The organism is Henriciella mobilis, from assembly GCF_003576315.1.
Classification (GTDB): domain Bacteria; phylum Pseudomonadota; class Alphaproteobacteria; order Caulobacterales; family Hyphomonadaceae; genus Henriciella; species Henriciella mobilis.
Genome location: NZ_QWFZ01000003.1, coordinates 700,463 through 726,210, shown reverse-complemented (window position 1 = coordinate 726,210; position 25,748 = coordinate 700,463). Strand labels below are relative to the sequence as shown.

The following is a 25,748-nucleotide window of genomic DNA, read 5'->3' as shown; positions in this document are numbered from 1 at the left end:
AACTTTTTTCGGTATGTTCAAATGCATGGGTGTCCTGCACTTTTATGCCTTTAAAAATGCTGCGGGTGCGAGAAAGTAATATTGCACCCGCGAAAAGCAGGGCACTCAGGGGCGGACAACGATCCGCAATGCTCAACTGCAAAAAGGGCAATTACCATGAAGAAAAGCGTTTCCTCCATTCTGTTCGCACTCTCGATCTTCGGCGGCGTCGCACATGCCGACACCGTGTACTCCGAAGTCAGCGCGACATTCACCTATGACAAGGCCCTTCTGGCATCCGAAGACGGTGCTGCGAAGGTGCTCGACAGCATTGAAACCCAGGCCGAACGGGCCTGCCGCAAGGTTTCGGCCGTTTCCCTCGGCCTGACCGTGGACAAGGTTTGTGCACAGGACCTCGTGTTCCAGGCTGTCGATCAGATTTCCAACACGAACCTGTCGTCGCAATACGCGTCTTCGGTCTACTACACCGACTCCGTATCCGAGCGTCTGCAGCTGGCTTCGCGCTAAGCCGCAGAAACGAAGCCTGCGCGCTTCGCAAAAAAATAGAGAACGCCCCGGCCTTTGATTTCGACCGGGGCGTTTTTTTATGCGCGGCAATTGAGCAATCAGGGCGCCGGCGGTGTATCGCCCGGTTCGATGGCCGTGTCGCGGTCCCCGGACGCCATCATCTGGCCGCCCAGGCGGAGCGCATCGATGCTGGCGCGAACCTGTTCAAACTCAGCCAAGATTTCCGGGCTCTCCGACAGCTTGCGGCCCGTCGGCAGTTTCAGCGTCATCGCATTGACCTGCTTGCCATTGATCAGCACCTCATAATGAAGGTGCGGCCCTGTTGATGCGCCGGTGGAGCCGACATAGCCGATAATATCGCCCTGGCGGACCCGGCGCCCGGACCGGATGCCCGGGCCAAAGCGCAGCATGTGCGCATAGGCCGTCTCATAGCCATTCTTGTGCTGGATGCGGACATAGTTGCCGTAGCCGCCATAGCGGTTCGCCCGTTCAATCGTACCATGTCCGGCCGCATAGATGGGCGTTCCGCTCGGAGCCGCGAAATCGGTCCCCTTGTGGAGCTTGTTGTAGCCGGAGATCGGGTGGCGCCGGTATCCGAAATTTGACGACAGGCGCGCGCCATTGATTGGCGTCTTCATCAGGAACTTTGTTGCCGCATCACCATTGGTGTCGAAGAAGTCCGTCATCCCGTCATCGCCGGGCGTGAAGCGGTAATAGGCCTTGTCGAGCGCCTTGCCGTTGATCGCCGCGTAGATCACATCGCCGGTCCGCACATGATTGCCGCGCTCATCGACAATTTCTTCGTACACCATCTCGAATTCGTCACCGGGATGGATGTCGCGCTGGAAATCGAGGTCGAAGGCGAAAACACGGGCAAAATCGACCACCTGCTGGTCACGGGCGCCCTTGCTCAGCGCGGTTTCGTAAATGCTGGTATCGATGGTTGCCGTGATACGTCTTGCGACCGGCTCGGTGTGCGCGCGCAGGAGCAAAGGGCGGAAACTACCATCCGGCATCCGGCGCGACATGATCTGCTTGCCAGCCTCATTCGACATCGACAGCGAAGCCAGCTGCGCCGTCTCACCGTCCCCGCGGAAATAGGCATTCACCTTCAACCCGGCAGGAACGCGGCGCGGGTCGACAAGGTCTGCTTCATAGAGCGCCTTCAGCGACAGGGCCGCATCGGACCGGTTCGCACCGAGATCCTCAACGAGTTCGATCAGCGTCTGGCGCGGGCGCAGCGCCGCCTCCCGGCGTTCAGCCACCACCGGATCGCCAAGCTCCTCAGCCGTCAGCACCGTCGCCGCCAGCGGCGTTGCGAGCGTGACAGGCACGGGCGTCTGCGCCTCGGCTTCGCGCGACTGGCCGACAAGGTAAAGCGTCGAGACCGTCGTTACGCCGGCGAGGGCGGTCAGGAGGGCGAGGCTGGTCATGCCTCGTGACAAACTGATACTCAACTGGAGGGCCTCCTTGGTCAGTATTCCATCAACCCGATGGGGTAACAGTATAGCAAACCCCTATCGGCATCTCCATCCTCGCCATTTTAAGGCGAAAGGATTAAGTAAACCGGCCCGGAAGCGTTTTAATTTCGCGACCGGCTTTCACGCAAGTGGGCTGATGCGTTTGAAAGCAGCAACAGTCATTAAACTTTGGGCAGGTTAGGATATGGCGAAACAGGGTTCGCGCGCACGGCCATGGCTGCTTACCGCCCTGATCCTGCTTGGCGGTCTCCTGCTTTTGATAGCCGCAAGCTGGGCTTTCCGGCGACCCCTGGCCGGCTGGGCTGTCTCACGCTGGTGCACTTCGCAAGACTTTGTCTGCACGCTGAAAGTCGACGCGCTTGGCCCCGGCGGGATCGAAGTTCGCGACCTGGTCATGACCGGGCCAGACGGCAGCGTACCGCTGCAGGCGGCAGCGGCGCGGATTGATCTTGATTGGCCCGGCCTGTTGCAGCCCCAGCCCCGCCGGGTCACGGTAACCCGGCCTGTCTTGAGAGGGCAGTACGAGGCTGAAGGCGACACGCCGGTCAGCTTTGGCGGCCTCGAAACACTCATTCCGACGAGCGGGGCCCCGTCGGCCGATCCACCGACCGTGGCCATTTCGGACGCGCGTCTTGAACTGTCCACGCCGGCCGGACCGCTCGTGGTCAGCGGGCAATTTACCGGCCGTCTGCCTTATGAAGGCGAGGTCCGGGTGGAGATTGAACCGGTGGAGTTGAACACAGGCGATGAACGCCTGATCCTGAAGACCGGCATGGTGGATCTCAGCTTTTCCGGCCTGCGGGTTGATGGTGACGCCACCCTTGATCTTGTCGAGGTGGAGTTCGAAGGCCTGTCTGTGCGCGATGCACGGCTGACGCTGGATATGGCCGGATCGCTCCAGCCAGCCGCCAGCTGGACAGCGGGCATCGGCCGCCTTGCCTATCGCGGCATGAGCCTGACCGGCGCAGATTTCTCCGGCGAGATGAAGGCGCGCGGCCCGTCTCTCGGTCCACGTGAGCGTGCGCTGTCGGGACTGGAATCGCTGAGCGTATCGGGGACGGTCGAAACAGTTGAAACGGCCTTTCTGTCTGCTGGCCATTCAGACGTGTCCATCGATCTTTCCCGCGAAGGTAAAGACCGGTTGATGGCTGATTTCGCCCTCGATAGCGCCGACCTCCAGCAGGCCCGGCTGGCAGCGAGGCGGGCGACCTTGTCCGGTCAGCTTCACACCGAAGACAGCCTCTCGGCCTTCGATGCCAGCGGCGATCTTGTCCTGGAGGGCGCGGCGCTGAGCGCATCGCTGCGCGAAGCGATCACCAGGCGGCTCGCCCTCGATATCGCTTTCGATGCGCATGCAGACGCTTTCGCCGGCTGGCTCGACAGGGCCGCCTCGCAGTTCAGCTTCGGAAGCGGTGTGGAGGCCCGATGGGGCGGCGAGGATGCCTGGTCCGTGGTCTCGACTGGCACCGTCACCGCGAAAGGGCCGCAAGGGGCCGTCCTGACGCTTGCGCCGCAGGGCACCCAACCAGCCGTCAACCTGTCCGACAGCGGGACGGAGCTGACCGGCCTCATGAACCTGACCGGCGGCACCGCGCCGCGGATCGCCGGCCTGATACGGTCGTTGCGGTTTGGCGGCGGCACGCCTTTGCGGATCGAAACCGGCGGCGCATCGCTCAAGCCCTGGACGGCCGGCGGGCTGACCCTGGCAGCAGACCTCAATGAGATCGGCCTTACAACGGCAGGCGCTGTGCCGCGCCTGAAAGCAGTTGGCGAGATTCGCGTCGATGGCCCGCTCTACGGCATGGACCTGTCCGACACGCGCCTTTTTGGCGGGGTCGACGCGGTATTCGACAAGGCCGGCCTGCGGGTTCAGGTCTACAAGACGCGCTGTCTTGGTCTCGACACAACGGGCGTTCGCGTCGGCGGCGGCATAAGCATCGCCGACACGACCTTGCAGCTTTGCCCAATCGACGGGCGCGTCATTCAAAGGTCCAACGGCGTGGCCTCTGGACGCTTCGACCTCAGTTCGGTTTCCATACCGTTCTCGTCGAATTCGACGGATGGCATGTTGTCGCTGGAAGATGCGACGCTGGACTGGCGCGCGGGTGACCGGGCCGCCATCGAGATTGAAGCCAGCCGCATGAGTGCGCCGCTGACGATCGGCGGCAAGACTCTGGTGATCACATCCAGCGACCCGACTCTGGGCCTCGAAAGTGGGCGGCCCATCACGCTCCGTGCGAATGTCGGATTCAGCGAGTTTTCGGGCAGCATCCTGCCGGCCGATCTGAGCCTGGCCAGCGCCTCACTGGATGCAACCCTTCCACCTGCCGGCCTGCGCGGATCCGGACAGGCCGTTGATGTCAAAATGCGCGATCGAGGCGACGACCCGCTCTATGAACCGCTGACAGGACAGCTCAGCGCGACGTTCCGGGATGGCATCATGACGGTCAGCGGTCCGCTGACGACCCCGCGCGCCGGCCAGACCGTGGCCAATGCCGAACTGTCGCTCGCCCTCGACACACTTGATGGGACGGCCAGCGTCTCCACGCCGCCACTGGTTTTCCAGCCGGGCGGCTTTCAGCCCACTGCACTGAGCGAACGGGTACGCGGCTTTCTTTCGAACGCCCAGGGAGAGCTGTCCGCCCATGCCGACTTCACGATCGATGGCGGCAAACCATCGGGCACTGGCTGGGTCTCGGTCTCGGACTTTGGGTTTGACACACTTCGCCTCGGGGCCGTGCGAGGCGTCAATGGCCGGATCGCGTTCGATAATGTCCTGACACTGTCGAGCCCGCCCGGCCAGGAGATCAGGATCGGGCAGATCAACCCGGGCATCCCGCTAGAAAACGGGCTGATCGTCTTCCAGCTGATCAGCGCGACGGAAGCCATCCTGGAGCGCGCGCAATGGCCCTTCGCGGGCGGGCATCTTTTGGCAGGCCGGTCCAACTGGACGATTGCCGGCACGCGAGACGTAATCAAGGTTTCCGCCGAAGCGCTCAGCCTCACAAGCCTGGTCGATGTCTTCAACCTGCCGGACCTGAAGGCTGAAGGGACGGTGTCGGGCACCTTCCCGGTCGAGATCGCAGGCCCCAACACCTATATCCGCGACGCGGTCCTGACGGCGGACGATCAGGGGGGAACAATCGCCTATACCGGCAAGGCAGCCGAGTCGGCATCCAAAGCCGACAGTCGCGCGGAGCTCGCCTTCAATGCCCTGCGGGACTTCCGTTTCTCGGTGCTGGAAATCCGCGCTGACGGCAATCTCAGCGGAGACATGCTGATCACGATGAAGCTTGCCGGTTATTCACCGGCCGTACTGCAAGGCGCGCCCTTCGTTTTCAATATCGGCGTGGATTCAAAGCTCATGCAGCTGATCCGCTCGAGCCAGAGAGCGACCGGCACCGACTGGCTATATGACGTCGTGGCCGAATCTGTCGCCGCGCGGAACCAGGCAACACCTGAAAACGCTGAGCAGAGTGAATAGACAAGTCACGAGCCATTCAATTATCGTTCAGCGCACACAAGCCATGATGGCAGGATGACCAGAAAGATGACCCACTTGAAACGCCTCCCCGTCCTTGCCCTTGGCGCAGCCGCGCTTGCTGCGGCATGCACCCCCACCGTCCGCCTGGAAGCCCCGCGCGAGCCGATTACGATCAATCTCAATGTGAAGATCGACCAGGAAGTCCGCGTGAAGCTCGACAAGGAAGTCGAGGACCTCATCTCTTCCAATCCAGACCTGTTCTAGGAACCCGCCATGACCGCTTTTTTCCGTATTCTGATAACAGCCGTCCTGGTGGCCGGGGCCGCCGTCATGTTTGCCGGCAGTGCCAATGCCGGTGACCCTCAGATCGAGGCCGCCAAGGACCAGGGAGTCGTTGGTGAGCGTATCGACGGTTATCTGGGCATCGTCGATGGGGGCGCTGACGCCTCGCTCATGCGCCTTGTCCAGGACATCAACAACAAGCGGCGCGCTGCTTATGACAAGCTGGCCGAACAGACCGGCACAACGACAGAGCAGGTTGCCCGCGTCACGGGCGAAAAGCTGATCAGCCAGGCCGCGCGCGGCGAATATGTGATGGATGAATCCGGGACCTGGACGAAGAAATAGGTTTCTTCATGACACGCACCACGATCGCGACCATAGCCGGCGCCATCATCGCTCTCCTTGTTGCGGGCTGGGCCGTCGCGGCGATGTGGAGGGATATGGGCGTCACGCTCAGCCTGCATGGCTGGATCGCCTATGGCCTGGGCGCCGCAGGCAGCCTTGCGCTCTCTGGCGGCCTGTTCTGGCTACTTTTCCACTCCGCAAGATCCGGACATGACGATCTTGAGCGCCCGGAAGACCTCGACGGGTGACAAATCGCCCGCTTTAGGGCAAGCCAAGGGCCAAACGAATCGGTTAGCGTTTCTGCCTGACCTAAAGGGGCCAAGCCATGCAAGCCACGATCGACCCGGCACACCTGTCTGCCTATATCGCATCGCGAATCTGCCACGACCTCGTTTCATCTGTATCGTCCATCACCAACGCGCTCGACTTCATGAACGAGCCGCAGGAATCGGAGATGCGGGCGCAAGCTGAAAAGCTGCTGCATGACGGCGCCGACAGCGCGGCCTCGAAACTGAAATTCCTGCGCTACGCTTTCGGCTCGGTCGGCCTGTCGAAGGGCGCCGCCGACATCCACGACGCCAAGACGATCACCGAACGTTTTGTTGAAAGTCACAACTACAAACCAGCCGTGGTCTGGGACATCGAGACCGAGCATCTCAGCTTTTCCCATGCCCGCCTGATCATGAATATGGTGATGATGGCCGTCGACTGCCTGCCGCGCGGCGGGACGATCACGGTGAAGGTCCGCAACCAGCCCGAGGGGCTCGGCGTCAGCGTCACGGCCACAGGTGAGCGCTTCAAGCTGCGCGACGACACCGCCGATGCCGCCGCCGGCAAGGAGCCGCAGGACGGCTGGTCGGCCCGCACGGTCCAGCCGCTTTTCACGCGCATCATCGCAGAAGGTCTTGGCGGCCAGCTTTCGGTCGAGAAGCGCGACGCCGAGATTGCGGTCCTCGCGACCGGCCTGAGTGCCGAGGGATAAACGGAGCGTTAACTCGATTGGCGTCAACTGGCGTCTTGATCGACGGTACATACCGGGGTGAGGCAATGAGATCCTGTTTGATCGTTGATGATTCGCGCGTGGTCCGCAAAGTCGCCGGGCGCATCATCCGTGACATGAATTTCGACGTCATCGAAGCAGGAGACGGCAAGGACGCACTCGACTCCTGCCGGTCGAACATGCCCGATGCCATCCTGCTCGACTGGAACATGCCGGTGATGAACGGGCTGGATTTCCTGCGGGCGCTGCGCCGCGAGGAAGGTGGCGACAAGCCAGTCGTCGTGTTCTGCTCAACCGAGAATGATGCCGAACACATCGGTGAAGCCATGCGCTCCGGGGCCAATGAGTACATCATGAAGCCCTTCGACGCAGACATCATCGAAAGCAAATTCGCGGAAGTCGGCCTCGTCTAAAGCAATTTATTAACCTGAAGGCGCCATCTGTTAACGCCTGAAGAATCAAGATGGGCCGTCGGAAGACCGATCATGGACGAGTCAGTGTATCAGGAAATAGCCGACCTGGCGCGCGAAGGCGCCGGCCTGCTCATTCCGCAGTCCCGGTCCTATCTTATCGAGGCCCGGCTCGCGCCGATCCTGCGACGTGAAGGCTTTTCCGAGGTTGCCGAACTGGTCGCCTGTCTGAAGGCCCGCCCGAACACGAAGCTTCACAAGGAAACCGTGGCGGCGCTGACCTCGAAGCTCACGAGCTTCTTCCGCGAACGCGACATGCTGGAGCGTATCGCCTCGCATATCCTGCCGATGATGGCGGAATCGGCGGGCGAGGAGCCCTTGCGCATCTGGTGTGCCGGCGGCGCGGGCGGCCATGAAGCCTATTCACTGGCAATCCTGCTCGAGGAATCCGACCAGCTCCGCGACCGGCCGATTGAAATCCTGACAACAGATATCTCGGACGCCTGCTCGGAAGCGGCCCGGGCCGGCAAGTTCGGCCATTTCGATGTCCAGCGCGGCCTCTCCATCCACCGGTTGCTCGAACACTTCGCCCGCCAGCCGGACGGCCAATGGCAGGTGACCAGCACGCTGGCAGACCGCATCGGCATTCGCACGCACAACCTGCTGGACGATGCCAGCGGCCTGGGCCTGTTCGATGTCATCCTGTGCCGCAATGTCATCAAGGACATGACCCGCGAGGCGCGTAACCAGACCCTGCTGAACCTGGCCCGCCAGCTCACTGACGGGGGCGTGCTCATCCTCGGCAAGGATGAGACGGCGACCGGGCTGATCGACGGTCTGGAGCCGTCACGAGACCTGCGCGGCGGGTACACCCGCAAGGTCGCCCGCGGCGCGCTCGCGACAAAAGCCGCCTGACGGCCAGACGCGCCGGCGCATCGCGCCCTGAAGCCCTTCCCTGAAATCATTGCGCGGCACGGCGCTGGCGACAGCGCGCCCGAACCCATACCCGCCGCCCTCTCCCGCAAGACATGTCGACCGGCCACGACAAGACGGGCTTGATTTTCGAACATCACTCAATTACTTTGTAATTCAAAGTTATTTGGAGAGCGAAAATGTCAGCCAATTTTTCCGATGATCTGGCCTATGTGCGCGAAGTCGCCGAGTCCGGCGCATCCGCTCCGCTGCTGGGCGGCCGTTTCCTTGTCTGGTGGGGGCTACTCGTCACGGCGGCCTATCCTGGACACTACGCCATCCTCAAGGGCGCCGGCGGCCTGAACGCCGATGCCATCGGCATGATGTGGATCGGCTTCATCGTCATCGCCCTGGCCGGCCATTTTGCACTGGTCTTCCTCTTCCCCTCCAACAAGCCGGGGGCGTCCTCGGCCGGAAACCGGGCATCGGCCAATGTCTGGATGGCATCGGGCTTTGTGCTGTTTTCCTTCTTTACCGGGGTCATGATCAAATCCTTCCTGGACGGCGCCGCATCGCCCGGTTTCAACTGGTCAATCCCGCTGGTTCTCGGCGTCTACGGCATCTCGCAGCTCGTCAGCGGCCTGATGGCGCGCTCATTGGGGCTTATCGTTGCTGGCTGGGGCGGGATCGCCTTTGTCGGAATCACCGTCATCATGATGCACACGCCGGAACTCTTTCTTGCCGCCGCCGTCGCCGCCGCGCTGATTGTCCTGCTGCCGGGAATCATGATGCTTCGTGAAGAACCGTCCACGACGGTCTGAGGAGGCTGTCATGAGCGACGACAACCCGTTCGACCATAGCCAGATCGATGACGTCATCCATGGCCGCCTGCGGCTTGGGGTCATGGCCTATCTGTCATCGGTCAGCCCGGCCGTGTTCGGAGAACTGCGTGACAAGGTCGGCGCGACGGACGGCAATCTTTCGACCCATCTGAAAAAACTCGAAGAGGCCGGCTATGTCCGCCAGGAAAAGCGCTTTGTCGGCAAACGCCCGCAGACCCGCGTGTTCCTGACCGATGCGGGCCGCAAGGCCTGGCTCGACTGGATCAGTCGCATGCGCGCGATCATGGACGCAGCCGAATAACGATTTGGTCATGATCGGAACGCCGGCTGGCACGCCCTGTTACCTGAAGGACAGGTTGCGCGGCGTTCAGCCGGGCCTTGCTAGAAAGAGGGGGTAGAAAGACAGGAGCACAACCACTCATGGCCCCTCTTAAACGCCTTGGATTAGTCCTCGCATGCACGACCGCTCTCGCCGCGCCAGCTGTGGCGCAGCATTCCTTCCACCGCGGTGGTGATGGCGCAGCCATCGTCTATGCCCACCCCGACTTTCGCGGCCAGTCACTGCGCGTCACCGGCCCGATCACCCACCTCAACCGCTACCGCTTCAACGACAAGGCCTCCTCCATCCGCGTGACGGGTGGCAGCTGGGAAGTCTGCGTCGATCCAAACTTCCGCGGCCGCTGCGAGATCATCAGCTACCGTGAGGGCCAGCTGAACGACTATCGTCTGAACGACAAGATCACATCGATCCGGCCGGTGACCTATCGTGGCGGCCGCTATGATCGCGATGACAGGTATCGTGACTGGGACCGTGATCACCGCCGCGGCGATGACCACTACCGGGGCGGGCGCGATCACGAATATGGCCGCCGGCATGGCGGTTATGCCCGCAATGCGCCGGTCGTCCTGTTCCAGCATCCCGGCTTCCGGGGCGACGCGCTGCCCGTCGATGGCGCGATCCCGCATCTCAACCGGCTGCGCTTCAACGACAAGGTCTCGTCAATCGCCATCAATGGCGGCGCCTGGGAAGTCTGCTCGGATCCAAACTTCCGCGGCCGCTGCGAGATCATTACAGGGTCGGTGGACAATACGAGCTATTACCGGCTCAACGACAACATCACCTCGATCAGGCCCGCCGGGCGCCACTATGGAAAGCGCTGGTAGTGAGGCTCATCAAGGGGCTTCCCGGCAGCGCCCGGCGCGGCTAGGAAGCCCCGATGAGCAAGACCGACGCGAACGCGGACAGACTGATCGTGCTGGGCATCATCGCCGGCGCGCACGGCGTTCGCGGCGACGTGCGGGTCAGGAGCTTTACTGAGGTGCCTGAAGACATCTTTTCCTATGGCCCGCTTCTCTCCAATGACCGCGACGTCCTGCTCGAGGCGAAAAGCGTCAAACCCGCCAAGGATCACTACATCGTCACCCCGAAAGCGCCGAGATCGAAAGAGGACTGGGACGATCTGAAAGGCGCGCGGCTGCATGTGCCACGATCGCGCCTGCCGGCACCCGACGATGACGAGTTCTACATCGAGGACCTGGTCGGCCTCGACGCCGTCTCGCGAGACGGCTCAGCGATCGGCAAGGTGAAGGCGGTGCACGATTTCGGCGCCGGGGACCTTTTGGAGATCGCCCCTAAAACGCCCGGTGAGCCGACTTTCTTCGTGCCGTTCACGATGGAGGATGTTCCCGAAGTCCACTTCGCGACCGGGCAGGTCATCATCCTTGATGCGGCAAGCTGGGCCGACAGGTCGGATCCGCGCGAGGAGGACAAGGGCGACTAGATCGTCCCGGCATCCTTTGCGAGGTCCAGCAGGTAGGATTCCAGCTTGCGGCTCTGCTTCTGGAGATTGAAGCTCTCCATCGCGAATTCACGGCCAGCCTCGCCCATTCTGGCCGTGCCGTCGACATCGCTCAGCATGCGGGCCAGTCGGTCGGCGAGGGTGACCTCATCGCCTTCATCGACCAGGTAGCCGGTCTCGCCATCCTTCACGCACTCGGTAATCCCGGCATGGCGGGTCGCCGCCAGCGCGCAGCCCGACAGCATGGCCTCGATACAGACCAGCGGCAGGCCTTCGGCATCGCCCGATTTCGCCCGCCGCGACGGCACGACCGCGATGCGCGCCTCGGCCCAGTGTTTCGGCATGTCGTCGGCTGGCACCCAGCCGGGCAGTTCGGCGACGATTTTCGCCGCCTGCAGCTTCTTGACCAATTCGTCCTTGAGCTCGCCATCGCCAATCAGGCGGATCGTCCAGCCATCCAGTTCCTCGCCGAGGCGAGACAGGGCGCCGATCAGCGTGTCGATGCCTTTCTTTTCCGTCCAGCGGCCGGCAAAGACGAGCAGGTTCTTCTTTTCGCCCGGCTGGAAACGGTCGGGATCGGCGGTGTTGTGATGCACCACCATTTTCTCCTCCGGCGCCCCCTTGGCGAGGAGTTCGCGGCGTATGAAGTCCGAACAGGGCAGGATAAGCTGCGCCTCGTTCCACAGCTTCGCCCGGCGCCGGTTGTAGACCCGCACGAAGCTGTCCTTGGTGTTCGATGTCTTGGTGGCGTCACCGCCATAATACGTCACCGCCAGCGGCAGATTCAGCTTGCGCGCGAGCGGCAGCGCATAGGCGCCGGACTTGCCGAAACTGGCGTGGATGGCGACCGGGGACACAGCCTTCAGCACCTGCTCCAGCTTGGCCGAGACGGTGCCGAGCTGCTTGAAGGCCGATTCCCCACCTGGGCCATGCAGGCGGCCAAGCTGGATCACCTCGGCGCCGTCTGGCACCGGGCCCTTCAGTTCGTGACCGATATAGACGGGTTTCAGCTTGGAGAAGGCCGAGTAGCCTCGCGGAATGAAACTCTCCGACGGTGTGAACAGCTTGTCGCAATAGGCAAGGAAGCGCTTCGGCTCACTCACGATAAGCACCTCAATCTAGGAACCATCGTTGAGTATGGCAGCTGACAGCAACCGTCAAACACGTCTTGGCAGCAATAGCAGCTTCGCCTAAGACCCCGCTTCAGTCTGAGAAGGACACCGACATGACTGCTTACCGTTTGTTCGGCGCCGAAACCTCTCCATACTCGCTCAAAGTGCGGTCTTTCCTGACGTACAAGGGTATCGATTTCGACTGGATTGCCCGCTCTCAGGCGACCGAGGAGGAATTCCAGTCCTTCGCGCGCGTGCCGACCGTACCGCTCCTGGTCTCGCCAAATCGCGCGCCGAATCAGGATTCGACCGATATCCTGTCCTGCGTCGAAAACGACCATGCCGAGCCTTCGTCTGTGCCGGACGACCCGGCCTGCGCCGTGCTGGCCCTTATCCTGGAAGACTATGCCGATGAGTGGCTGAACAAGGTCATGTTCCTGAAGCGCTGGGGCCAGAAGCCGGACCGCGAAGCCGCGGCCGACCGCACCATGGAGCAGCTTTTCGACGGCAAGCTTCCGCGCGCCAAGAAGAAAACCCGTGACCAGATCATCAAGCGGATGCGGGACCGCCTGCCGCTGGTCGGGGTCGAGAAAAAGAACGAGAAGACGCTGAATACCTCGTTTGAGCGCTTTGCGACGCTGCTGAACAAGCATCTCGAGCACAATCTCTTCATCTTCGGCGGGCGCCCGTCCGTCGCCGATTTCGCACTCGCTGGCCAGTTCTCGCAGATGCTGATCGACGAGACGCCGGGCGCCTGGCTGCGTGAGAACACGCCCTTCGTGACGGCCTGGTGCGAATTCATGGATTCTCCGAAAGCCGGTGCGCCGTTCAAGCCGCTTGAAGAGCTGAAGGAGACCCTTCTACCGATCTTCAAGGACGAGATCACGCAGACCTACCTGCCCTGGGCGAGCGCCAATCTTGCTGCGGCCCAGGACAAGCAGGACCGCACATCGGTGAAGTTGGAGAAGAAGGCGTTTGAGCAGGTCACCCAGCACTACGCGGCGACCTCCTTCAAATCAGTCCAGAAAGCCGTGCGGCGCCTCAACGAGAATGAAGCCTTGTCGAGTTTCCTTGATGAAGCTGGCGCGAAGGATTTCTTCGAGCCCTCGAAGAACTGACCACCTGAAAAAAAACACCCCGGACCTTCCGGCCCGGGGTGCTCATTCCTGTCAGGGAAATCAGTGACGCTTAGGCGGCAGAGACTTCCTTCTTCTCGCCTTCGACCAGTTTCGGCTTCGACTTCTTGGCCGAAACCGTACCGATTTCGATCTTGCGCGGCTTCTTGGCTTCGGGAAGCTCGCGGACCAGATCGATGCGCAGCAGTCCGTTCTTCAGGCTGGCACCGGTCACAATTACGTGATCAGCGAGCTGGAAACGGCGCAGGAAACCGCGCTCGGCAATGCCGCGATGCAGGAACTGGCGCTCATTGGCGGCCTCGTCCTGAACCTTCTTGCCAGCCACGGTCAGCAGGTTTTCATTGGTTTCGATTTCGAGATCTTCCTCGGCAAAGCCGGCAACGGCGATCTCGATCGCGAAGGCATCATCGGCCACACGCTCAATGTTGTAGGGCGGATAGCCTTGCGTGCCGTCGAGACGGCTCGCAGAATCGATGAGATTCGCCATACGGTCGAAGCCCACCATGGTGCGGTAAAGGGGGGTAAGGTCAATCGTGCTCATGTCACAGTCCTCTCTAAGCAACTGCGTCCGGCGACCGGCCGGACTCGAGTTTTCGGCTCATCTGTCGCTCCGGCCCGTTCATCGGCACCGGCAGATTACCGGTCCGGACCCGCTTGGCAGCGCCCGGACATAATGTATTTGGGAAGACTCAACTGCTGTTCAAGAACCTGAAAGGATGCAGGATGAAACGGATTTTAGGAACGAGCCTCATTGCGCTGGCGCTGGTTGCGTGCAGCAACGAGCCGGAATTGAACGAATCGGCATCGGCCCCGACACCACCGGCTGAGACGCCTGAAGCCTCCGCAGACACCAGCGAGCCTTCCACAGATGAGCAGGCGAGCTTCACCGTCGCGGATGCCATGGCCGGCTCCTGGCGCACCGACGAGGAAAAGGCGCGGGACGCATTTCGGCACCCAGCAGAAACGCTGGAATTCTTTGGTGTCGATGGCGATGAGACCGTTGTCGAGATCTGGCCAGGTGGCGGCTGGTACTCCAACATCCTGGCGCCCTACCTGCACAAGAATGGCGGCCAGTTCGTCGCCGCGACCTTCGACCCGGCCGCATCTGAACGCGCCGCCGAAATCGTCGAATCCTACAAGGCGAACTATGCCGCGAGCCCGGAAACGTTCGGCGATATCCAGTATGTCGTCTATGGCAGCGAGGCCGCGCCGATGGGCGAGCCGGAGAGCGCAGACATCGTTCTGACCTTCCGCAATGTCCACAACTGGATGGGCGGCGGCCATGCCGACAAATTCTTCGAAGAGGCCTACCGCATCCTGAAGCCGGGTGGCACACTTGGCGTTGTCGAACACCGCCTGCCCTCCTCCATGGAGCAGGATCCGTCTGCCGCCAGCGGCTATGTCCATGAGGACTATGTGAAGGGCCTTGCCACGGCGGCCGGTTTCGAATTCGTGGAAGCCAGCGAGATCAACGCCAACCCGGCCGATACGGCCGACCATCCCTTCGGGGTCTGGACGCTGCCGCCCGTCTCGCGGACGGCAGACAGGGATGGCAATACGCCCGAAGGCTTCGACCCTGCAGCGTATCTCGAGATTGGCGAATCCGACCGGATGACGCTGAAATTCGTCAAGCCTGCTCCGGCTGAAACGCCAGAAGAACCAGCTGACGGCGAATAGACCGCCGGCACATCATTAGCCGCTCTCTCCGCCCTCGATACATTACCGGGTGGGGAGGGCGGCTTTTCGTTGCGCGCCACAATTCAGCAGCCGTCAAAGGATGACGGCTTCACGCAGCCGCTTCTTGTGCCTAAAAGCCCGGCCATGACGATCCGCACCCTGTTCCCGACCAGCCTTTATTCCGCCCGCCTGCCGGATGATGACTGGCTTGAGGCGCTGGAAGAGGCGTGCTGGATGATCGAGGAGGGCGACGCCGCCGGGCATGCCTGGTGTGAGGAGAAGGGCTACCCCGGCTACACCTCATACGCCTCGCTCGACGACCTGCCCGCCCGGGCAACGGCTTTCGAGGTGCTGGCCGAATGGCTGGAGGGGCAAGCCTGGACCTTCGCGAAGGCGCTGCACTGGGACGTCGATCGCAAACAGCTGAGCCTCGACGCCATCTGGGTGAACATTCTGGGCGAGGATGGCCACCATTCCGGCCACATCCATCCCGGCAGCATCATTTCCGGCACGGTCTACATCACCATGCCAGACGGCGCCGGCGACATTAGGTTTGAGGATCCGCGTCTGCCGATGATGATGGCGGCACCGCCGGAGACGGACGATGCGCCGGAGGCGGCGCGCCGTTTTGTCTATGTGCCGCCCAAAGCGGGCGACCTTCTCATGTGGGAAAGCTGGCTACGCCACGAGGTGATGCCCGGGCGCACCGAAGACGCCCGGATATCGGTCAGCTTCAATTTCGGCCTGAAACGCTAAGGCCTACTTCGTGCGGCGCACCTTGTAGGTTCCCGAAGGCCCATCATCGAAGCTTAGGCCCGGGCTTCCGACCAGAGACTCCTTGATCGTCGCTGCAGCAGGAAGCGAGCTTGGCGGGCGGACAGTCGCCGCCATTGTCTGCTCCCACTCTTGCCCATCAGCGGTAATAAAGAAGTGACGGCCGGCATTGTTGCGCAGGATACGGACGACGGAAACATTGATAGAATCGTCAGCGCCCGAAGTCTCATCGCGCTTGAAGACGCGCGCCCAGATTGGCGTACTCTCGTCCTCGGCCTCGGCTTCAGCCGGCGCCTCGGGTTCCGGCGCCGGCGGTGCGGCGGCCCAGTCCGGCACAGAGGCCGTGTTCCGGCCATCGCCAGAGCTTGCGGCTTCACTGGTCGCGTTCGCGCCCGGCGCTGTCGCAGCGACATTGGCGGCAGGGCCCGACGCATCCGCGCTGGCCGGCGAATCCGCCATGGCCGCATCGTCATCGAGCGCATCTGACAGGCTGCGCGCCGCCGCCTCGAAACAGGCGAGGCGTTCTGCCGCATCTTCGATACTCAGACAGGCTGCGGTCCGCTCGGCAGCGCTATTGAGGTCCTGCTCCTGCGCCTGAACGGGCAGGAGCACTGCGAGAGAGAGAGCCGCCAGGGCGAGAAATCTATTTTGCACGATAAGTGTCCACCATTACCTAGATGTCTGCTTTTAGGCGCTATGGCGCCGAATTCCAAACGTTCCGCGCAGACTGCACCCCTTGACGGTCTCGCCCGTCTTGTGCAGTGCAGCGCGGTTGATGCCGGGATGGCCCCGGCCTGACCGTTTGACAGGAACTGACATGGACATTTCGAAGATCGCTTCCGGAAACAATGTGCCGGACGACCTCAACGTGCTGATTGAAGTCCCGCTGGGGGGCGAACCGATCAAATACGAGATCGACAAGGCTTCGGGCGCCATGTTCGTCGACCGCTACCTCTACACATCGATGCGCTATCCCTGCAATTACGGTTTCGTGCCCCACACGCTCAGCCTCGACGGCGATCCGATTGACGTCATGGTCGTCGGCCAGCGTGCCCTCGTTCCGGGCGCCGTGGTCCGTGCTCGTCCGATCGGTGTCCTGCTGATGGAAGACGATGGCGGAGAGGACGAGAAGATCCTGGCCGTGCCGCACCAGAAACTGACGCGCTATTACGAAAAGATCCACAACTATACCGACCTGCCGGAAACGCTGTGCGACCGGATCGAACACTTTTTCGCGCACTACAAGGACCTTGAGCCGAACAAGTGGGTCAAGATCACGGGCTGGGAAGGCGTCGAGAAGGCGCGTGAACTGATCAACGCATCCGTCGAGCGGTTCAAGCAGACCGGCTAGCCAGGCAGGAGGCCCGCTGAGGTGGAGTTCGGCGTCTGGCTCGCCATGATTGGCCTGTTCCTGGCGGGCGGACTCACACCGGGTCCGGCGGTCATGCTGGTCGTCTCCTCCTCGCTGCGCTACGGCTTCCGGCCGGCCATGCTGCCGGCGATCGGCGTCTCGACCGCCAATCTCGTCTGGATTTCTCTGGCTGCAGGCGGTGCTGCTGCCATCGCTGCCCAGTTTCCTTCAGGTTTCCTCGTCCTGAAACTGGCCGGACTATGCTTTATCGGCTGGCTCGCCATCGGCCTGATACGGGCCAGGCCGCGCGACCTTCGCCTGTCACGTGAAGCCATGCCGAAGCGCGCCGCGCTTTTTGGAAAGGGGCTCGGTCTTCAGCTTGCCAATCCGAATGCGCTGGTCTTCTTCGGCGCGCTATTGCCCGGCTATTTCGACGCCAGCCGACCGCTGATCCTGCAGGTCGTGATCGCCATCGCGACCATCACCTTCACCGAAATGCTCGGCCTCGCTTTCTATGCCGCCGGAGCCGACCGGCTGGCGCGCAGCTTTGCGACGCCCAGCTTTGCCAAGTGGTTCAATCGGGGCGCAGCCGCGCTGATGTTCAGCTCGGCCGCCTTCGCGGTCTGGGCGACCAGTCGTTAGGCCTCGACCACCGAAAACTCACCGTTATCGGAATCGCGCCAGTGCAGCTCTCCTTCGGCAATGGCGAACCATGCGCCGTGCAAGTCGAGCTCGCCGGCTTTCACCCGTTCCTCGACGAAGGGGAAGGTCATCAGGTTTTTCAGCGACGTGTCGATGCCGGCAAATTCAAGCGCCCGCTGCGGGTTGTTTGCCTTTTTGGCCAGGATGTCGTCTCGCGCCTTGTCGAGCAGGCGGACCCAGGGGGCGATGAACTGGCCGATCGGCTTGTCGCGCGCAGCAGACAGCGATGCATTCACCCCACCGCATCCGCCATGCCCCATGACGAGGATATGCTTGACCTTCAGCGCCGTCACGGCGAATTCGAGCGCCGCGCTGACACCGTGGAGGCCCTCGGTCGTTTCGTAAGGTGGGACAAGATTGGCAACGTTACGGACAACGAAAAGCTGGCCGGGCGCCGCGTTGAAAATGTCGGCCGGCTCGGCACGGCTGTCGGCGCACGCAATGATCATGATGTCAGGATCCTGCCCGCGTCCGAGTTCCTCATAGAGGTTTGCCTGGTGCTTGTAGACGCCACGGCGAAACGCGCGGTAACCGTTCTTCAGATCTTCTGGTGTGCGCATTCATCACTCCTTGGTCGCAGATTTGCGCAGGCAATAGTCAGGCTTTCCACTTTCTGCAAGCAATCATGAGACGGTCCGTTCACTTTCGCCCAACCATTTCGGAGTATCGAGGTCATGGCCGCCCCTGTCCATGGCGGCTAACGGAGATCCACATGGCCGAAGCCGAAAAGACGACAACGCGGAAGAAGACGACGCGCCGGCGTCAGGGGCCACGCCGCAGCGAAGCCTCTCGCGCGGCCATCCTTGATGCGACCCGCGAAGAGCTTGCCACCGCGGGCTGGCGCAAGTTCAGCGTCGACAGCATTGCCCGGCGCGCCCATGCCTCCAAGCAGACCATCTATCGCTGGTGGCCGGCGACTGGGACGATGTGTCTCGAAGCGGCGACCTCGCTGCTGCAGCCGACGCAGACCTCCGGCACCGATCCGGTCGAGCGGATCGCCTCACTGCTGATGCCATTCGAAGCGGCCACGCGGACCGGCAACGGTCACGCTGTCCTTCGCGGCGCGCTGATGGCGGCCTCCGATGAGAAGGAAGCGGGCGATGTGTGGCGCAACTGGATGAAGTCGAACGTTCGCGCGCCCTTGCGACTCATCCTGGCCGAATTGGCCGCGAAGAAGCGTGTGCGGCGTGACTACGACCTCGATGAAGCCGTCAATGTGCTGATCTCGCCAGCCTGGCACAATCTGCTGATCATGCGCGCGCCCCTCAAGGATGGTTTTGCCCAGGAGCAGGCCGTCAGGCTGCTACGCGTCCTGGCGCCCTAGGCTTTCGCGCCGCGCTTGCCGCCGCCATAGGCCGGATCGGACATGGCGCGGGCCTCATCGAGCGGCCAGCGTGGGCGGGCCGAAAACATCATCGCGTCAGCCGGGACATCGCCAGCCGACAGCCGCTCGGCGCCAGCCAGCGCGATCATCGCCGCATTGTCCGTACAGTGACGCAGGGGCGGTGCAATCAGCCGCGCGCCATGTCGCACCGCGACCTCATCGAGGGCCTTTCGGATGGCGGTATTGGCGGCAACGCCGCCGGCCACGACGAGTCGCTCGCCATCGAAGCCGGCCATGGCCCGGTCCGCCTTGACCGCCAGACAATCGGCTATGGCCGTCTGATAGCTGGCGCAGAGGTCAGCCACATCCTGCTCGGACAGGTCTTCGGCCTCGATGATGCGGGCCGCCGCTGTCTTGAGGCCTGCGAAACTCATGTCGAGGCCCGGCCTGTCGAGCAGCGGGCGCGGCAGCTTGTAATGTGATGGATCACCCGCCTCAGCAGCCTTTTCCACGGCCGGTCCCCCGGGAAAACCGAGATGCAGGAGCTTGGCGAGCTTGTCGAACGCCTCGCCCGCCGCATCGTCGATGGTCGTGCCGAGACGCGTATAATTGCCAAGGCCCTTGACGAGGATGAACTGGCAATGGCCGCCCGACACAAGCAGGAGCAGGTAGGGAAACGGGCAGTCCTCGGCCAGGCGAGGCGAGAGCGCGTGGCCTTCAAGGTGATTGACCGGAATAAAGGGTTTGCCCGCGGCAAGCGCGATCGCCTTGCCGGTCATCATGCCGACCATGACTCCGCCAATCAGGCCCGGCCCCGACGTTGCCGCGACAGCGTCGAGATCGGTCACGGCCAGCCCGCTTTCCTCAAGCGCCGCGGCCACCACCTTGTCGGCAATATCGGCATGGGCACGCGCTGCGATCTCCGGCACCACACCGCCATAGGGCGCATGCGCCTCGACCTGGCTGCGGACAATCTCCGAGAGGATGGTTGCCTTTCCGTCCTCCAGGCGCAGAACGGCTGCGGCGGTCTCGTCGCAACTGGTTTCGATGCCGAGGACGGTATGGCGTGTCATGGCGCTGATTTAGGCGCTGGCGGTCTAATCGTCCATCAACGCCGACAGCATCGAGTGAATCCACGTCTCGCGATCGAGATTGTAGGCCCTGAAGGTCGTCGCAAAGTCCCAGTAGCACCAGCCGATGTTCCGCTCCTCGGCGAATTCGCGCATCGCGCGGGTCCAGCCGACGCGCTGGTCGAGCGGGACGTCCTCATAGACACCGAACTCGCCGAGCAGGATCGGATAGCCCTGCTGGTTGGCGAAGCTCGCCGCCATGTTCGCGCCCATTTCCATCAGCTCGCGGTCCTCGTTCGAGCCCCAGCGCATGCCGACCGGCGGCGGATCGTCGGAGAAGGACGCGCCCTGGTGGGTAAAATCGTAGGGTTCATAGGAATGGAAGGTCAGGATGATCCGGTCGTCTTCCGGCGGCCGGCTCTTGAGCAGCGCATCAAGCCCACCCCATCCGGCGCTGCCGACAACCACCCAGCGGTCGGGATGCTTTGCGCGGACAATGGCCAGAAGTTCGCGATTGATCGCATCGGTCTTGCGAACCGTCATCCGGTCGTTCGGCTCGTTAATGAGTTCGAAGATGACGCTGTCCGGCGCGCCTTCAAAATGGTCTGCGATCTGCGTCCAGATGGCACCGAGACGGGCGCGATGGGCATCCGGCTTCTTCATCAGCGCGTTGTAGTGATGCACATCGACGATGATGTTGAGACCGGCCTCCGTCGCATCGGTGACGATCTCGTCGACCCGGTCCATGAGATCCGGATCGATCGTGTAGGGCGCGCGCTCATCGGTGTGTGCACTCCATTTGACCGGAAGGCGAACCGTGTCGAAACCGGCTTCCTTGAGGCGGACAAGATCGGCCTGCCGCACGGTGTAGCCCCAGTCGCCCTCATTCGGCGCTTCCAGCGCGCCGCCAAGATTCATGCAGCGCTCGACCGGCGAGGGCTGGGCACGGGCGATCTCTTCGGCACTGGCCGAGGGCTCGCCCTGGGAGCAGGCGGCAAGCAAGAAAGCAAGAGCGGCAATAAGCGGTCGCATGGCGTCCTTCTGACCTGATTTCGTTAAGAAAGCGCCTGTCCGGCGCGCACTGCGCCGCAGCCCCGCTCTCTTGTCATGACAGGTGTCTCACTTTAGCAGGGCCAAATCTGGACAGGCAGGAGGCAGGATGACGGCAGTATCCTCATCGAAGCTCACCTTGAAGATCGGCACGCGCGGATCGCCACTGGCGCTGGCGCAGGCGAACGCCGTGGCGGCCGACCTCGAGCGGCTCTCGAACGGCGCGGTAACGGGCGAGATCGTCTCCTTCACCACGGGCGGCGACAAGCTGACCACCGAGCGCCTGATCAATGCCGGCGGCAAGGGCCTCTTCACCCGTGAGATCGACGCGGCCGTCGATGATGGGCGCTGCGATATCGGCGTTCACAGCCTGAAGGACGTGCCGGGCGCGCTGCCTCACGGCCAGGCGCTGCTGGCTTTCCCCGAGCGCGAGGACCCGCGCGACGGCTTCATCAATCGCGACGGCCTGAAAGGCCCGAAGGACCTGCCGAAAGGTGCAACGGTCGGCACGGCCAGCCTGCGCCGCGAGTCTCAGACGCTCGCCATGCGCCCCGACCTCAACATCGTCACCTTCCGCGGCAATGTGCAGACCCGGCTGAAGAAGCTCGACGATGGCCTTGCCGAAGCCACCTACCTCGCCATGGCCGGACTGAACCGCCTCGGCATGGCGCATGTCGCGACGCCGGTTCCGATCACGGAAATGGTCCCCGCCGCCGGACAGGGCATCGTCGCTATCGCTGCACGCCCGGACGACCTCGACCAGGACGTGCTTGACCTCATCCACCAGCTCAACCACCCCACAACGCGTCTGGCCGCCATGGCCGAGCGCGCCTTCCTCGTCGAACTTGACGGCTCATGCCGGACAGCCATGGGCGGGCACGCCTGGCAGGAAGACGGCGTCTGGAAGTTCGCCGGCGAAGTGCTGAAACCCGACGGCTCGCACCGCTGGGCCTTCCAGGGCGTGGCCCAGGCTGACGCCAGTGAGAGCGAGATGGCGGCGCTTGGGCGTGGCGCCGGCCAGCAGATTCGGGCGTCTGCGGGCGGCAACCTCCCCGCCTTCGACGATGGCTGACACCGCCCCGCCCATCATCGTCACCCGTACCGAGCCCGGCGCATCCGAAACAGCAGCACGCCTGCGCGAGAAGGGCCTGGAGGCGATCCTGTCGCCAGCCCTTGAACTGACCAGCCGCGATGAAGCCTTGCCCGACCTCTCAGAGTTTGGCGGCCTCGTCTTCACCAGCGCGAATGGCGTGCGCTTCTTTGCCGAGGCAAGCGAGGCGCGCGACCTGCCGGCCTGGTGCGTCGGCCCTGCCACCGCATCCGAAGCGCTGCGCGAGGGCTTCAGCCCGGTGCACCAGTCCTCGGGCAATGCCCATGACCTTGCCCACTACATCGCCCATCACTGGTCCGGGCCACGCAAGGCACTGCTGCACGTTGCCAACGCGGCGGCCAAGGGGGACCTTGCCCGCGCGCTGGAAGCCGAAGGGTTCGTGGTGACTTTCGCGGCACTCTATGAAGCCCGTCCGGCCCCGGCCCTGTCGCCGGACGCGCTGGCCCAGCTCAAATCCGGCGCGCGCACGATCTGTCTTGTCCACTCCGCAAAAGGGGCAAACGCCTTCCTTTCCCTTGCAAATGGTCTCAATCTTTCGAAAACGGAGTTTGTCGTAATTTCACCGCAAGCGGCGGCGAGTCTGGAGCAGGTCCCATCGGGGGGCGTTCATGTGGCCAGGCACCCCGATGAGGCGCACCTGATGGCCTGCCTCGACGAGGCGCTTGCCGGGCGGTGACAGGACGACAATGACAAGGACAGGCGGCTGGGGAGCGTGAAGAGGTAAAGCATGAGCGACCATCCAAGCCATTCCGTCCCGATCGATGCGGAGTATGAACCCGCCGATCCGGCCGAAACGCCCTCCACCAATGAAACGTCAAAGAAATCCGGCGGTCCGGGCTGGATATCCCTGACCATTGTTGGACTGCTGGCCCTCGGTGCGCTTGGTATGTCTGTCTGGTCCTCCGGCCTTCTCGACACAACCGACCTGCCCGGCCCGAACGAGACGGCGCTGGATGAGATGCGTGACCAGCAGGCTGATTTGCAGACGCGCATCGCCAATGTCTCCGCGCAGGTCGAAGGCCTCATCGACCGGATTGATAGCGAGATCACACGTATCGACGGACAGATCGCGAGCCTGCCGTCTGCCGCGTCGGCAGAGAGCACCGACTTGCCGGACGGCGTCGACGCCCGTCTGGCCGGCCTCGAATCGCAGATCGCCACCCTATCCGAGAACCAGACCGGCGGGATCGATCCGGCCCGGATTGACGCCATCGAACGGGCGCTTGAGCGCGCGAACCAGGGCGGCGGCGCCAGCAATGCCCAGCTGGTCAGCCTGCGCACGGAGCTCGAAACCCTCCGTTCGGAACTCGCCACGCTGGAGGCAACCCAGCGCGACCTCGCAACGGAGCTCAATGATGTGCGCACGGACTCGGCGGCTGCGCAGCGCGCGTCCACCTCTGCCGTGAGTGCGTCGCTCGCCCTGTCGGCCATCCAGGCGGCCGCCAACCGCGGCGAGACCTTCGAGGCCGAATACCGCCAGCTTCGCGAAGCGCGCCCGGACGACCCGGACATTCAGGCCCTCTCAAGCCTGGCTCAGATCGAGGTTCCAACCCTGGCTGCCCTGAAGGCCGAATTCCGGCGCCTACAGAACACCGCGGCGGCGCGCGATACCGAAGACGCGTCCGGCATGGGCTGGGTGAGCACGGTGTTCGGGGATTCCGTCAGCATCCGGCGCACATCCTCCGACAGCGACACTGCCGACCGGCTTGCCGATGCCGAAGCCGCGCTCGCCCGTGACGACCTTGCGATAGCCATCGACGCAGTTGAAAATCTGCCGGGTACGACGAAGCCGATCTACCAGACATGGCTGGCCGATGCGCGCCGCCGCGCCCGGCTGGAACAAAGTCTTGAGGAATTGCGCCTTAAATTGATCGCAGCGGGACAATAGATACTTATTCATGATCGTACTCTTTCTCGTCATCCTCCTCATCGTCCTCGCCGGAGTTGCCGTGCTGTGGGCGGCCCGCCTGCCCGGCAGCGTGCTGATCACGCTCGGCCCGGAGACTGCTGTGGAGCTGAAGCTCGTCGTCGCGATCCTCGGTGTCGTTCTGATCGGCGCAGCGATGGCGGTGATCTGGGGCGCCCTGACGGGCCTGCTGAGGCTTCCGGGCCGCTTTTCCGAAGCGCACCAGGCCAAGAAGGCGCGCAATGCCAACAAGGCGCTGGCTGACGGGCTTCTGGCTGCTGAGGCGGGCGACGTGCGTCTCGCCAAGAAGTACGCCAGCAAGGCCGACAAGCATGCCGATGACGAGCGGCTGAAGCTGCTGCTGGAAGCGCGCACGGCGGAAATCTCCGATGACTGGTCGGGCGCCGAGCGTGCCTGGGGCCAGCTTGCCCGGCTTCCCGGCGGACAACTCGCTGGCCTCAAGGGCGCCGCCACAGCCGCCTCCGAGCGCGGGGACGTCGCCGCCGCCGAAGCCCGCGCCCGCGAAGCGCTGGCCCTCAGAACCGAAGCCGACTGGCCGTTCAACGCCCTGTTCGACAGCCAGATCGCACGCGGCCACTGGCAGGAAGCGCTCGACACACTGGCCACAGGCGAAAAGCGGGGCGCCATCAAGGGCGACAGCCTGCGCCGCCGCCGGGCCGTTCTCTACACCGCGCAGGCCTGCAGCCTGCCCAATGCCGAACGCCGCGACGCCCAGAAACTGCTGGCCGATGCCATCCGCTCGGCCCCGACTTTCCCGCCGGCTGCCTATCATGGCGCGCGCCACCTGATGATCGACGGCAAGGTGAAGGCCGCCCAGGGCGTGCTCGAACTTGGCTGGAAGGCCAATCCGCACCCGGCCCTGGCCCATCTCTGCCGCCGCCTCGACCCGGCCGACACGCCAAAGACGCAGATTGCCCGGCTGGAATCGCTGATCGCGACCAATCCCGAAGCGCGCGAAAGCCGCATCCTCAAGGCGGAGATCGCCATGGCGGGACGCGACTGGATGAGTGCCATCCGCATCCTTGCCCTGCTGGTCGAGGAGAAGCCGACCGCGCGCCTCTGCCTGCTGCTGGAACAGGCGCTCAAGGGCTATGGCGATGCCAAGGAAGCCGAGCGCTGGGGCCGTATGGCCGCGACGGCCTCACGTGAGGCCGAATGGTCCGACATCGACCCGAACGGCAATGCCTTCGACTATTCCCGCCGCGACTGGGCGCGCCTTGTCTACAGCTTCGGCGATGCCGGCACGCTGGTTCATTCGCGCTATGAGACCTATGGGCGTGAGCTCGAGGCCGGACGCCACATCGCCCTGCCCGCCCCGGCCCGCCGCGCCGCGCCATCGCGCCAGGTCGCCGCGGCCACGCCGCAGCTCGCCAGCGCGGAAAAGCCGGTCAAGCTGTCAGAGCCGCCGGTCGACTATGTTCAGGACGCTGAAGACGAGCGCTGAGCAAGGTT

29 protein-coding genes are annotated in these 25,748 nt (G+C 63.2%); 22 read left to right on the top strand and 7 right to left on the bottom strand.

Annotated features, from left to right (window positions below; genetic code table 11):
- Nucleotides 1-156: 156 nt before the first annotated feature.
- The gene (locus tag D1227_RS03740) at nt 157-507 is read left to right on the top strand and encodes a UrcA family protein (protein ID WP_119403817.1); all 351 of its coding nucleotides are present in this window, start codon (nt 157-159) and stop codon (nt 505-507) included.
- A gap of 98 nt (nt 508-605) precedes the next feature.
- On the opposite strand, the gene D1227_RS03735 is transcribed toward D1227_RS03740, so the two are convergent.
- On the bottom strand, nt 606-1,964 hold the full coding sequence (locus D1227_RS03735) for a peptidoglycan DD-metalloendopeptidase family protein (RefSeq protein ID WP_233349615.1): 1,359 nt from the start codon (nt 1,962-1,964) through the stop codon (nt 606-608).
- A gap of 208 nt (nt 1,965-2,172) precedes the next feature.
- On the opposite strand from D1227_RS03735, the gene D1227_RS03730 reads away from it, so the two are divergent.
- The 11 genes from D1227_RS03730 to rimM all read left to right on the top strand — a co-directional run bounded on the left by D1227_RS03730 (nt 2,173) and on the right by rimM (nt 11,044).
- Entirely contained in the window at nt 2,173-5,472 is a 3,300-nt protein-coding gene (locus tag D1227_RS03730; RefSeq protein ID WP_119403815.1) for an intermembrane phospholipid transport protein YdbH family protein, read from the top strand.
- Between the two features lie 54 nt (nt 5,473-5,526).
- Nucleotides 5,527-5,736: a YnbE family lipoprotein gene (locus D1227_RS03725; protein WP_233349617.1), complete on the top strand. Its 210-nt coding sequence runs from the start codon at nt 5,527-5,529 to the stop codon at nt 5,734-5,736.
- Between the two features lie 9 nt (nt 5,737-5,745).
- Nucleotides 5,746-6,099, top strand: a complete 354-nt coding sequence (locus D1227_RS03720) for a YdbL family probable chaperone protein (protein WP_119403814.1) — start codon at nt 5,746-5,748, stop codon at nt 6,097-6,099.
- An 8-nt stretch (nt 6,100-6,107) separates the two neighbouring features.
- Nucleotides 6,108-6,347, top strand: a complete 240-nt coding sequence (locus tag D1227_RS03715) for a hypothetical protein (RefSeq protein ID WP_119403813.1) — start codon at nt 6,108-6,110, stop codon at nt 6,345-6,347.
- 77 nt (nt 6,348-6,424) lie between these two features.
- On the top strand, nt 6,425-7,081 hold the full coding sequence (locus tag D1227_RS03710) for a histidine phosphotransferase family protein (RefSeq protein ID WP_119403812.1): 657 nt from the start codon (nt 6,425-6,427) through the stop codon (nt 7,079-7,081).
- 65 nt (nt 7,082-7,146) lie between these two features.
- The gene (locus tag D1227_RS03705) at nt 7,147-7,512 is read left to right on the top strand and encodes a response regulator (RefSeq protein ID WP_119375886.1); all 366 of its coding nucleotides are present in this window, start codon (nt 7,147-7,149) and stop codon (nt 7,510-7,512) included.
- 72 nt (nt 7,513-7,584) lie between these two features.
- Nucleotides 7,585-8,424 carry a CheR family methyltransferase gene (locus tag D1227_RS03700; RefSeq protein WP_119375885.1) on the top strand — a complete coding sequence of 280 codons (840 nt, stop codon included), beginning with the start codon at nt 7,585-7,587 and terminating at the stop codon, nt 8,422-8,424.
- A 197-nt stretch (nt 8,425-8,621) separates the two neighbouring features.
- Nucleotides 8,622-9,242 (top strand): hypothetical protein, encoded by a 621-nt coding sequence (locus tag D1227_RS03695; protein WP_119403811.1) that lies wholly within the window; start codon nt 8,622-8,624, stop codon nt 9,240-9,242.
- A gap of 10 nt (nt 9,243-9,252) precedes the next feature.
- A complete protein-coding gene (locus D1227_RS03690) occupies nt 9,253-9,564 on the top strand; it encodes a winged helix-turn-helix domain-containing protein (protein ID WP_119403810.1) in 312 nt (103 codons plus the stop codon).
- A gap of 119 nt (nt 9,565-9,683) precedes the next feature.
- Entirely contained in the window at nt 9,684-10,427 is a 744-nt protein-coding gene (locus D1227_RS03685) for a beta/gamma crystallin-related protein (RefSeq protein WP_119403809.1), read from the top strand.
- 53 nt (nt 10,428-10,480) lie between these two features.
- Nucleotides 10,481-11,044, top strand: a complete 564-nt coding sequence (gene rimM, locus D1227_RS03680) for a ribosome maturation factor RimM (protein WP_119403808.1) — start codon at nt 10,481-10,483, stop codon at nt 11,042-11,044.
- Here rimM and D1227_RS03675 read toward each other — a convergent pair.
- The gene (locus D1227_RS03675) at nt 11,041-12,165 is read right to left on the bottom strand and encodes a glycosyltransferase (protein WP_119375880.1); all 1,125 of its coding nucleotides are present in this window, start codon (nt 12,163-12,165) and stop codon (nt 11,041-11,043) included. The two genes, rimM and D1227_RS03675, sit on opposite strands and share 4 nt — an antisense overlap.
- Before the next feature lie 122 nt (nt 12,166-12,287).
- Between D1227_RS03675 and D1227_RS03670 the strand changes: the two genes are divergently transcribed.
- Nucleotides 12,288-13,292, top strand: a complete 1,005-nt coding sequence (locus D1227_RS03670) for a glutathione S-transferase family protein (RefSeq protein WP_119403807.1) — start codon at nt 12,288-12,290, stop codon at nt 13,290-13,292.
- Between the two features lie 70 nt (nt 13,293-13,362).
- Here D1227_RS03670 and D1227_RS03665 read toward each other — a convergent pair whose 3' ends face one another.
- Complete coding sequence (locus tag D1227_RS03665) at nt 13,363-13,851, bottom strand: Hsp20 family protein (RefSeq protein WP_119403806.1); 489 nt, start codon at nt 13,849-13,851, stop codon at nt 13,363-13,365.
- Nucleotides 13,852-14,033: 182 nt separating this feature from the next.
- Here D1227_RS03665 and D1227_RS03660 point away from each other — a divergent pair, with 182 nt between their 5' ends.
- On the top strand, nt 14,034-14,987 hold the full coding sequence (locus tag D1227_RS03660) for a class I SAM-dependent methyltransferase (RefSeq protein ID WP_119403805.1): 954 nt from the start codon (nt 14,034-14,036) through the stop codon (nt 14,985-14,987).
- A 144-nt stretch (nt 14,988-15,131) separates the two neighbouring features.
- Nucleotides 15,132-15,743 carry a TIGR02466 family protein gene (locus D1227_RS03655; RefSeq protein ID WP_119404033.1) on the top strand — a complete coding sequence of 204 codons (612 nt, stop codon included), beginning with the start codon at nt 15,132-15,134 and terminating at the stop codon, nt 15,741-15,743.
- A 3-nt stretch (nt 15,744-15,746) separates the two neighbouring features.
- On the opposite strand, the gene D1227_RS03650 is transcribed toward D1227_RS03655, so the two are convergent.
- Nucleotides 15,747-16,415: a hypothetical protein gene (locus tag D1227_RS03650; RefSeq protein ID WP_147373253.1), complete on the bottom strand. Its 669-nt coding sequence runs from the start codon at nt 16,413-16,415 to the stop codon at nt 15,747-15,749.
- Between the two features lie 163 nt (nt 16,416-16,578).
- On the opposite strand from D1227_RS03650, the gene ppa reads away from it, so the two are divergent.
- Nucleotides 16,579-17,112 carry an inorganic diphosphatase gene (gene ppa, locus D1227_RS03645; protein ID WP_119375874.1) on the top strand — a complete coding sequence of 178 codons (534 nt, stop codon included), beginning with the start codon at nt 16,579-16,581 and terminating at the stop codon, nt 17,110-17,112.
- 21 nt (nt 17,113-17,133) lie between these two features.
- Nucleotides 17,134-17,754, top strand: coding sequence for a LysE family translocator (locus D1227_RS03640; RefSeq protein WP_119403803.1), 621 nt, complete (start codon nt 17,134-17,136; stop codon nt 17,752-17,754).
- Here D1227_RS03640 and D1227_RS03635 read toward each other — a convergent pair.
- Nucleotides 17,751-18,374: a carbonic anhydrase gene (locus tag D1227_RS03635; RefSeq protein ID WP_119403802.1), complete on the bottom strand. Its 624-nt coding sequence runs from the start codon at nt 18,372-18,374 to the stop codon at nt 17,751-17,753. The two genes, D1227_RS03640 and D1227_RS03635, sit on opposite strands and share 4 nt — an antisense overlap.
- A 152-nt stretch (nt 18,375-18,526) precedes the next feature.
- Here D1227_RS03635 and D1227_RS03630 point away from each other — a divergent pair, with 152 nt between their 5' ends.
- Nucleotides 18,527-19,138 (top strand): TetR/AcrR family transcriptional regulator, encoded by a 612-nt coding sequence (locus D1227_RS03630; RefSeq protein WP_119403801.1) that lies wholly within the window; start codon nt 18,527-18,529, stop codon nt 19,136-19,138.
- Here D1227_RS03630 and tsaD read toward each other — a convergent pair.
- Nucleotides 19,135-20,211: a tRNA (adenosine(37)-N6)-threonylcarbamoyltransferase complex transferase subunit TsaD gene (gene tsaD, locus D1227_RS03625; protein WP_199288302.1), complete on the bottom strand. Its 1,077-nt coding sequence runs from the start codon at nt 20,209-20,211 to the stop codon at nt 19,135-19,137. The two genes, D1227_RS03630 and tsaD, sit on opposite strands and share 4 nt — an antisense overlap.
- Before the next feature lie 24 nt (nt 20,212-20,235).
- Entirely contained in the window at nt 20,236-21,240 is a 1,005-nt protein-coding gene (locus D1227_RS03620) for a glycoside hydrolase family 5 protein (protein WP_119403799.1), read from the bottom strand.
- 127 nt (nt 21,241-21,367) lie between these two features.
- Between D1227_RS03620 and hemC the strand changes: the two genes are divergently transcribed.
- From hemC to D1227_RS03600, 4 genes are read left to right on the top strand one after another with little or no spacing between them, the layout of a single operon-like run.
- Complete coding sequence (hemC, locus tag D1227_RS03615) at nt 21,368-22,330, top strand: hydroxymethylbilane synthase (RefSeq protein ID WP_119403798.1); 963 nt, start codon at nt 21,368-21,370, stop codon at nt 22,328-22,330.
- Nucleotides 22,323-23,045 (top strand): uroporphyrinogen-III synthase, encoded by a 723-nt coding sequence (locus D1227_RS03610; RefSeq protein ID WP_119403797.1) that lies wholly within the window; start codon nt 22,323-22,325, stop codon nt 23,043-23,045. The genes hemC and D1227_RS03610 overlap by 8 nt, the downstream gene beginning before the upstream one ends.
- A 51-nt stretch (nt 23,046-23,096) precedes the next feature.
- On the top strand, nt 23,097-24,257 hold the full coding sequence (locus D1227_RS03605) for a COG4223 family protein (RefSeq protein WP_119403796.1): 1,161 nt from the start codon (nt 23,097-23,099) through the stop codon (nt 24,255-24,257).
- A 10-nt stretch (nt 24,258-24,267) separates the two neighbouring features.
- Nucleotides 24,268-25,740, top strand: a complete 1,473-nt coding sequence (locus D1227_RS03600; protein WP_119403795.1) for a heme biosynthesis protein HemY — start codon at nt 24,268-24,270, stop codon at nt 25,738-25,740.
- Nucleotides 25,741-25,748 lie beyond the last annotated feature (8 nt).

What these genes read in the sequence shown, in the direction of transcription:
- D1227_RS03740 (WP_119403817.1), top strand. Translation starts at nt 157, where the DNA reads ATGAAGAAAAGCGTTTCCTCCATTCTGTTCGCACTCTCGATCTTCGGC.
- D1227_RS03730 (WP_119403815.1), top strand. Translation starts at nt 2,173, where the DNA reads ATGGCGAAACAGGGTTCGCGCGCACGGCCATGGCTGCTTACCGCCCTG.
- D1227_RS03725 (WP_233349617.1), top strand. Translation starts at nt 5,527, where the DNA reads ATGACCAGAAAGATGACCCACTTGAAACGCCTCCCCGTCCTTGCCCTT.
- D1227_RS03720 (WP_119403814.1), top strand. Translation starts at nt 5,746, where the DNA reads ATGACCGCTTTTTTCCGTATTCTGATAACAGCCGTCCTGGTGGCCGGG.
- D1227_RS03715 (WP_119403813.1), top strand. Translation starts at nt 6,108, where the DNA reads ATGACACGCACCACGATCGCGACCATAGCCGGCGCCATCATCGCTCTC.
- D1227_RS03710 (WP_119403812.1), top strand. Translation starts at nt 6,425, where the DNA reads ATGCAAGCCACGATCGACCCGGCACACCTGTCTGCCTATATCGCATCG.
- D1227_RS03705 (WP_119375886.1), top strand. Translation starts at nt 7,147, where the DNA reads ATGAGATCCTGTTTGATCGTTGATGATTCGCGCGTGGTCCGCAAAGTC.
- D1227_RS03700 (WP_119375885.1), top strand. Translation starts at nt 7,585, where the DNA reads ATGGACGAGTCAGTGTATCAGGAAATAGCCGACCTGGCGCGCGAAGGC.
- D1227_RS03695 (WP_119403811.1), top strand. Translation starts at nt 8,622, where the DNA reads ATGTCAGCCAATTTTTCCGATGATCTGGCCTATGTGCGCGAAGTCGCC.
- D1227_RS03690 (WP_119403810.1), top strand. Translation starts at nt 9,253, where the DNA reads ATGAGCGACGACAACCCGTTCGACCATAGCCAGATCGATGACGTCATC.
- D1227_RS03685 (WP_119403809.1), top strand. Translation starts at nt 9,684, where the DNA reads ATGGCCCCTCTTAAACGCCTTGGATTAGTCCTCGCATGCACGACCGCT.
- rimM (WP_119403808.1), top strand. Translation starts at nt 10,481, where the DNA reads ATGAGCAAGACCGACGCGAACGCGGACAGACTGATCGTGCTGGGCATC.
- D1227_RS03670 (WP_119403807.1), top strand. Translation starts at nt 12,288, where the DNA reads ATGACTGCTTACCGTTTGTTCGGCGCCGAAACCTCTCCATACTCGCTC.
- D1227_RS03665 (WP_119403806.1), bottom strand. Translation starts at nt 13,851, where the DNA reads ATGAGCACGATTGACCTTACCCCCCTTTACCGCACCATGGTGGGCTTC.
- D1227_RS03660 (WP_119403805.1), top strand. Translation starts at nt 14,034, where the DNA reads ATGAAACGGATTTTAGGAACGAGCCTCATTGCGCTGGCGCTGGTTGCG.
- D1227_RS03655 (WP_119404033.1), top strand. Translation starts at nt 15,132, where the DNA reads ATGACGATCCGCACCCTGTTCCCGACCAGCCTTTATTCCGCCCGCCTG.
- ppa (WP_119375874.1), top strand. Translation starts at nt 16,579, where the DNA reads ATGGACATTTCGAAGATCGCTTCCGGAAACAATGTGCCGGACGACCTC.
- D1227_RS03635 (WP_119403802.1), bottom strand. Translation starts at nt 18,374, where the DNA reads ATGCGCACACCAGAAGATCTGAAGAACGGTTACCGCGCGTTTCGCCGT.
- D1227_RS03630 (WP_119403801.1), top strand. Translation starts at nt 18,527, where the DNA reads ATGGCCGAAGCCGAAAAGACGACAACGCGGAAGAAGACGACGCGCCGG.
- tsaD (WP_199288302.1), bottom strand. Translation starts at nt 20,211, where the DNA reads ATGACACGCCATACCGTCCTCGGCATCGAAACCAGTTGCGACGAGACC.
- D1227_RS03620 (WP_119403799.1), bottom strand. Translation starts at nt 21,240, where the DNA reads ATGCGACCGCTTATTGCCGCTCTTGCTTTCTTGCTTGCCGCCTGCTCC.
- hemC (WP_119403798.1), top strand. Translation starts at nt 21,368, where the DNA reads ATGACGGCAGTATCCTCATCGAAGCTCACCTTGAAGATCGGCACGCGC.
- D1227_RS03610 (WP_119403797.1), top strand. Translation starts at nt 22,323, where the DNA reads ATGGCTGACACCGCCCCGCCCATCATCGTCACCCGTACCGAGCCCGGC.
- D1227_RS03605 (WP_119403796.1), top strand. Translation starts at nt 23,097, where the DNA reads ATGAGCGACCATCCAAGCCATTCCGTCCCGATCGATGCGGAGTATGAA.
- D1227_RS03600 (WP_119403795.1), top strand. Translation starts at nt 24,268, where the DNA reads ATGATCGTACTCTTTCTCGTCATCCTCCTCATCGTCCTCGCCGGAGTT.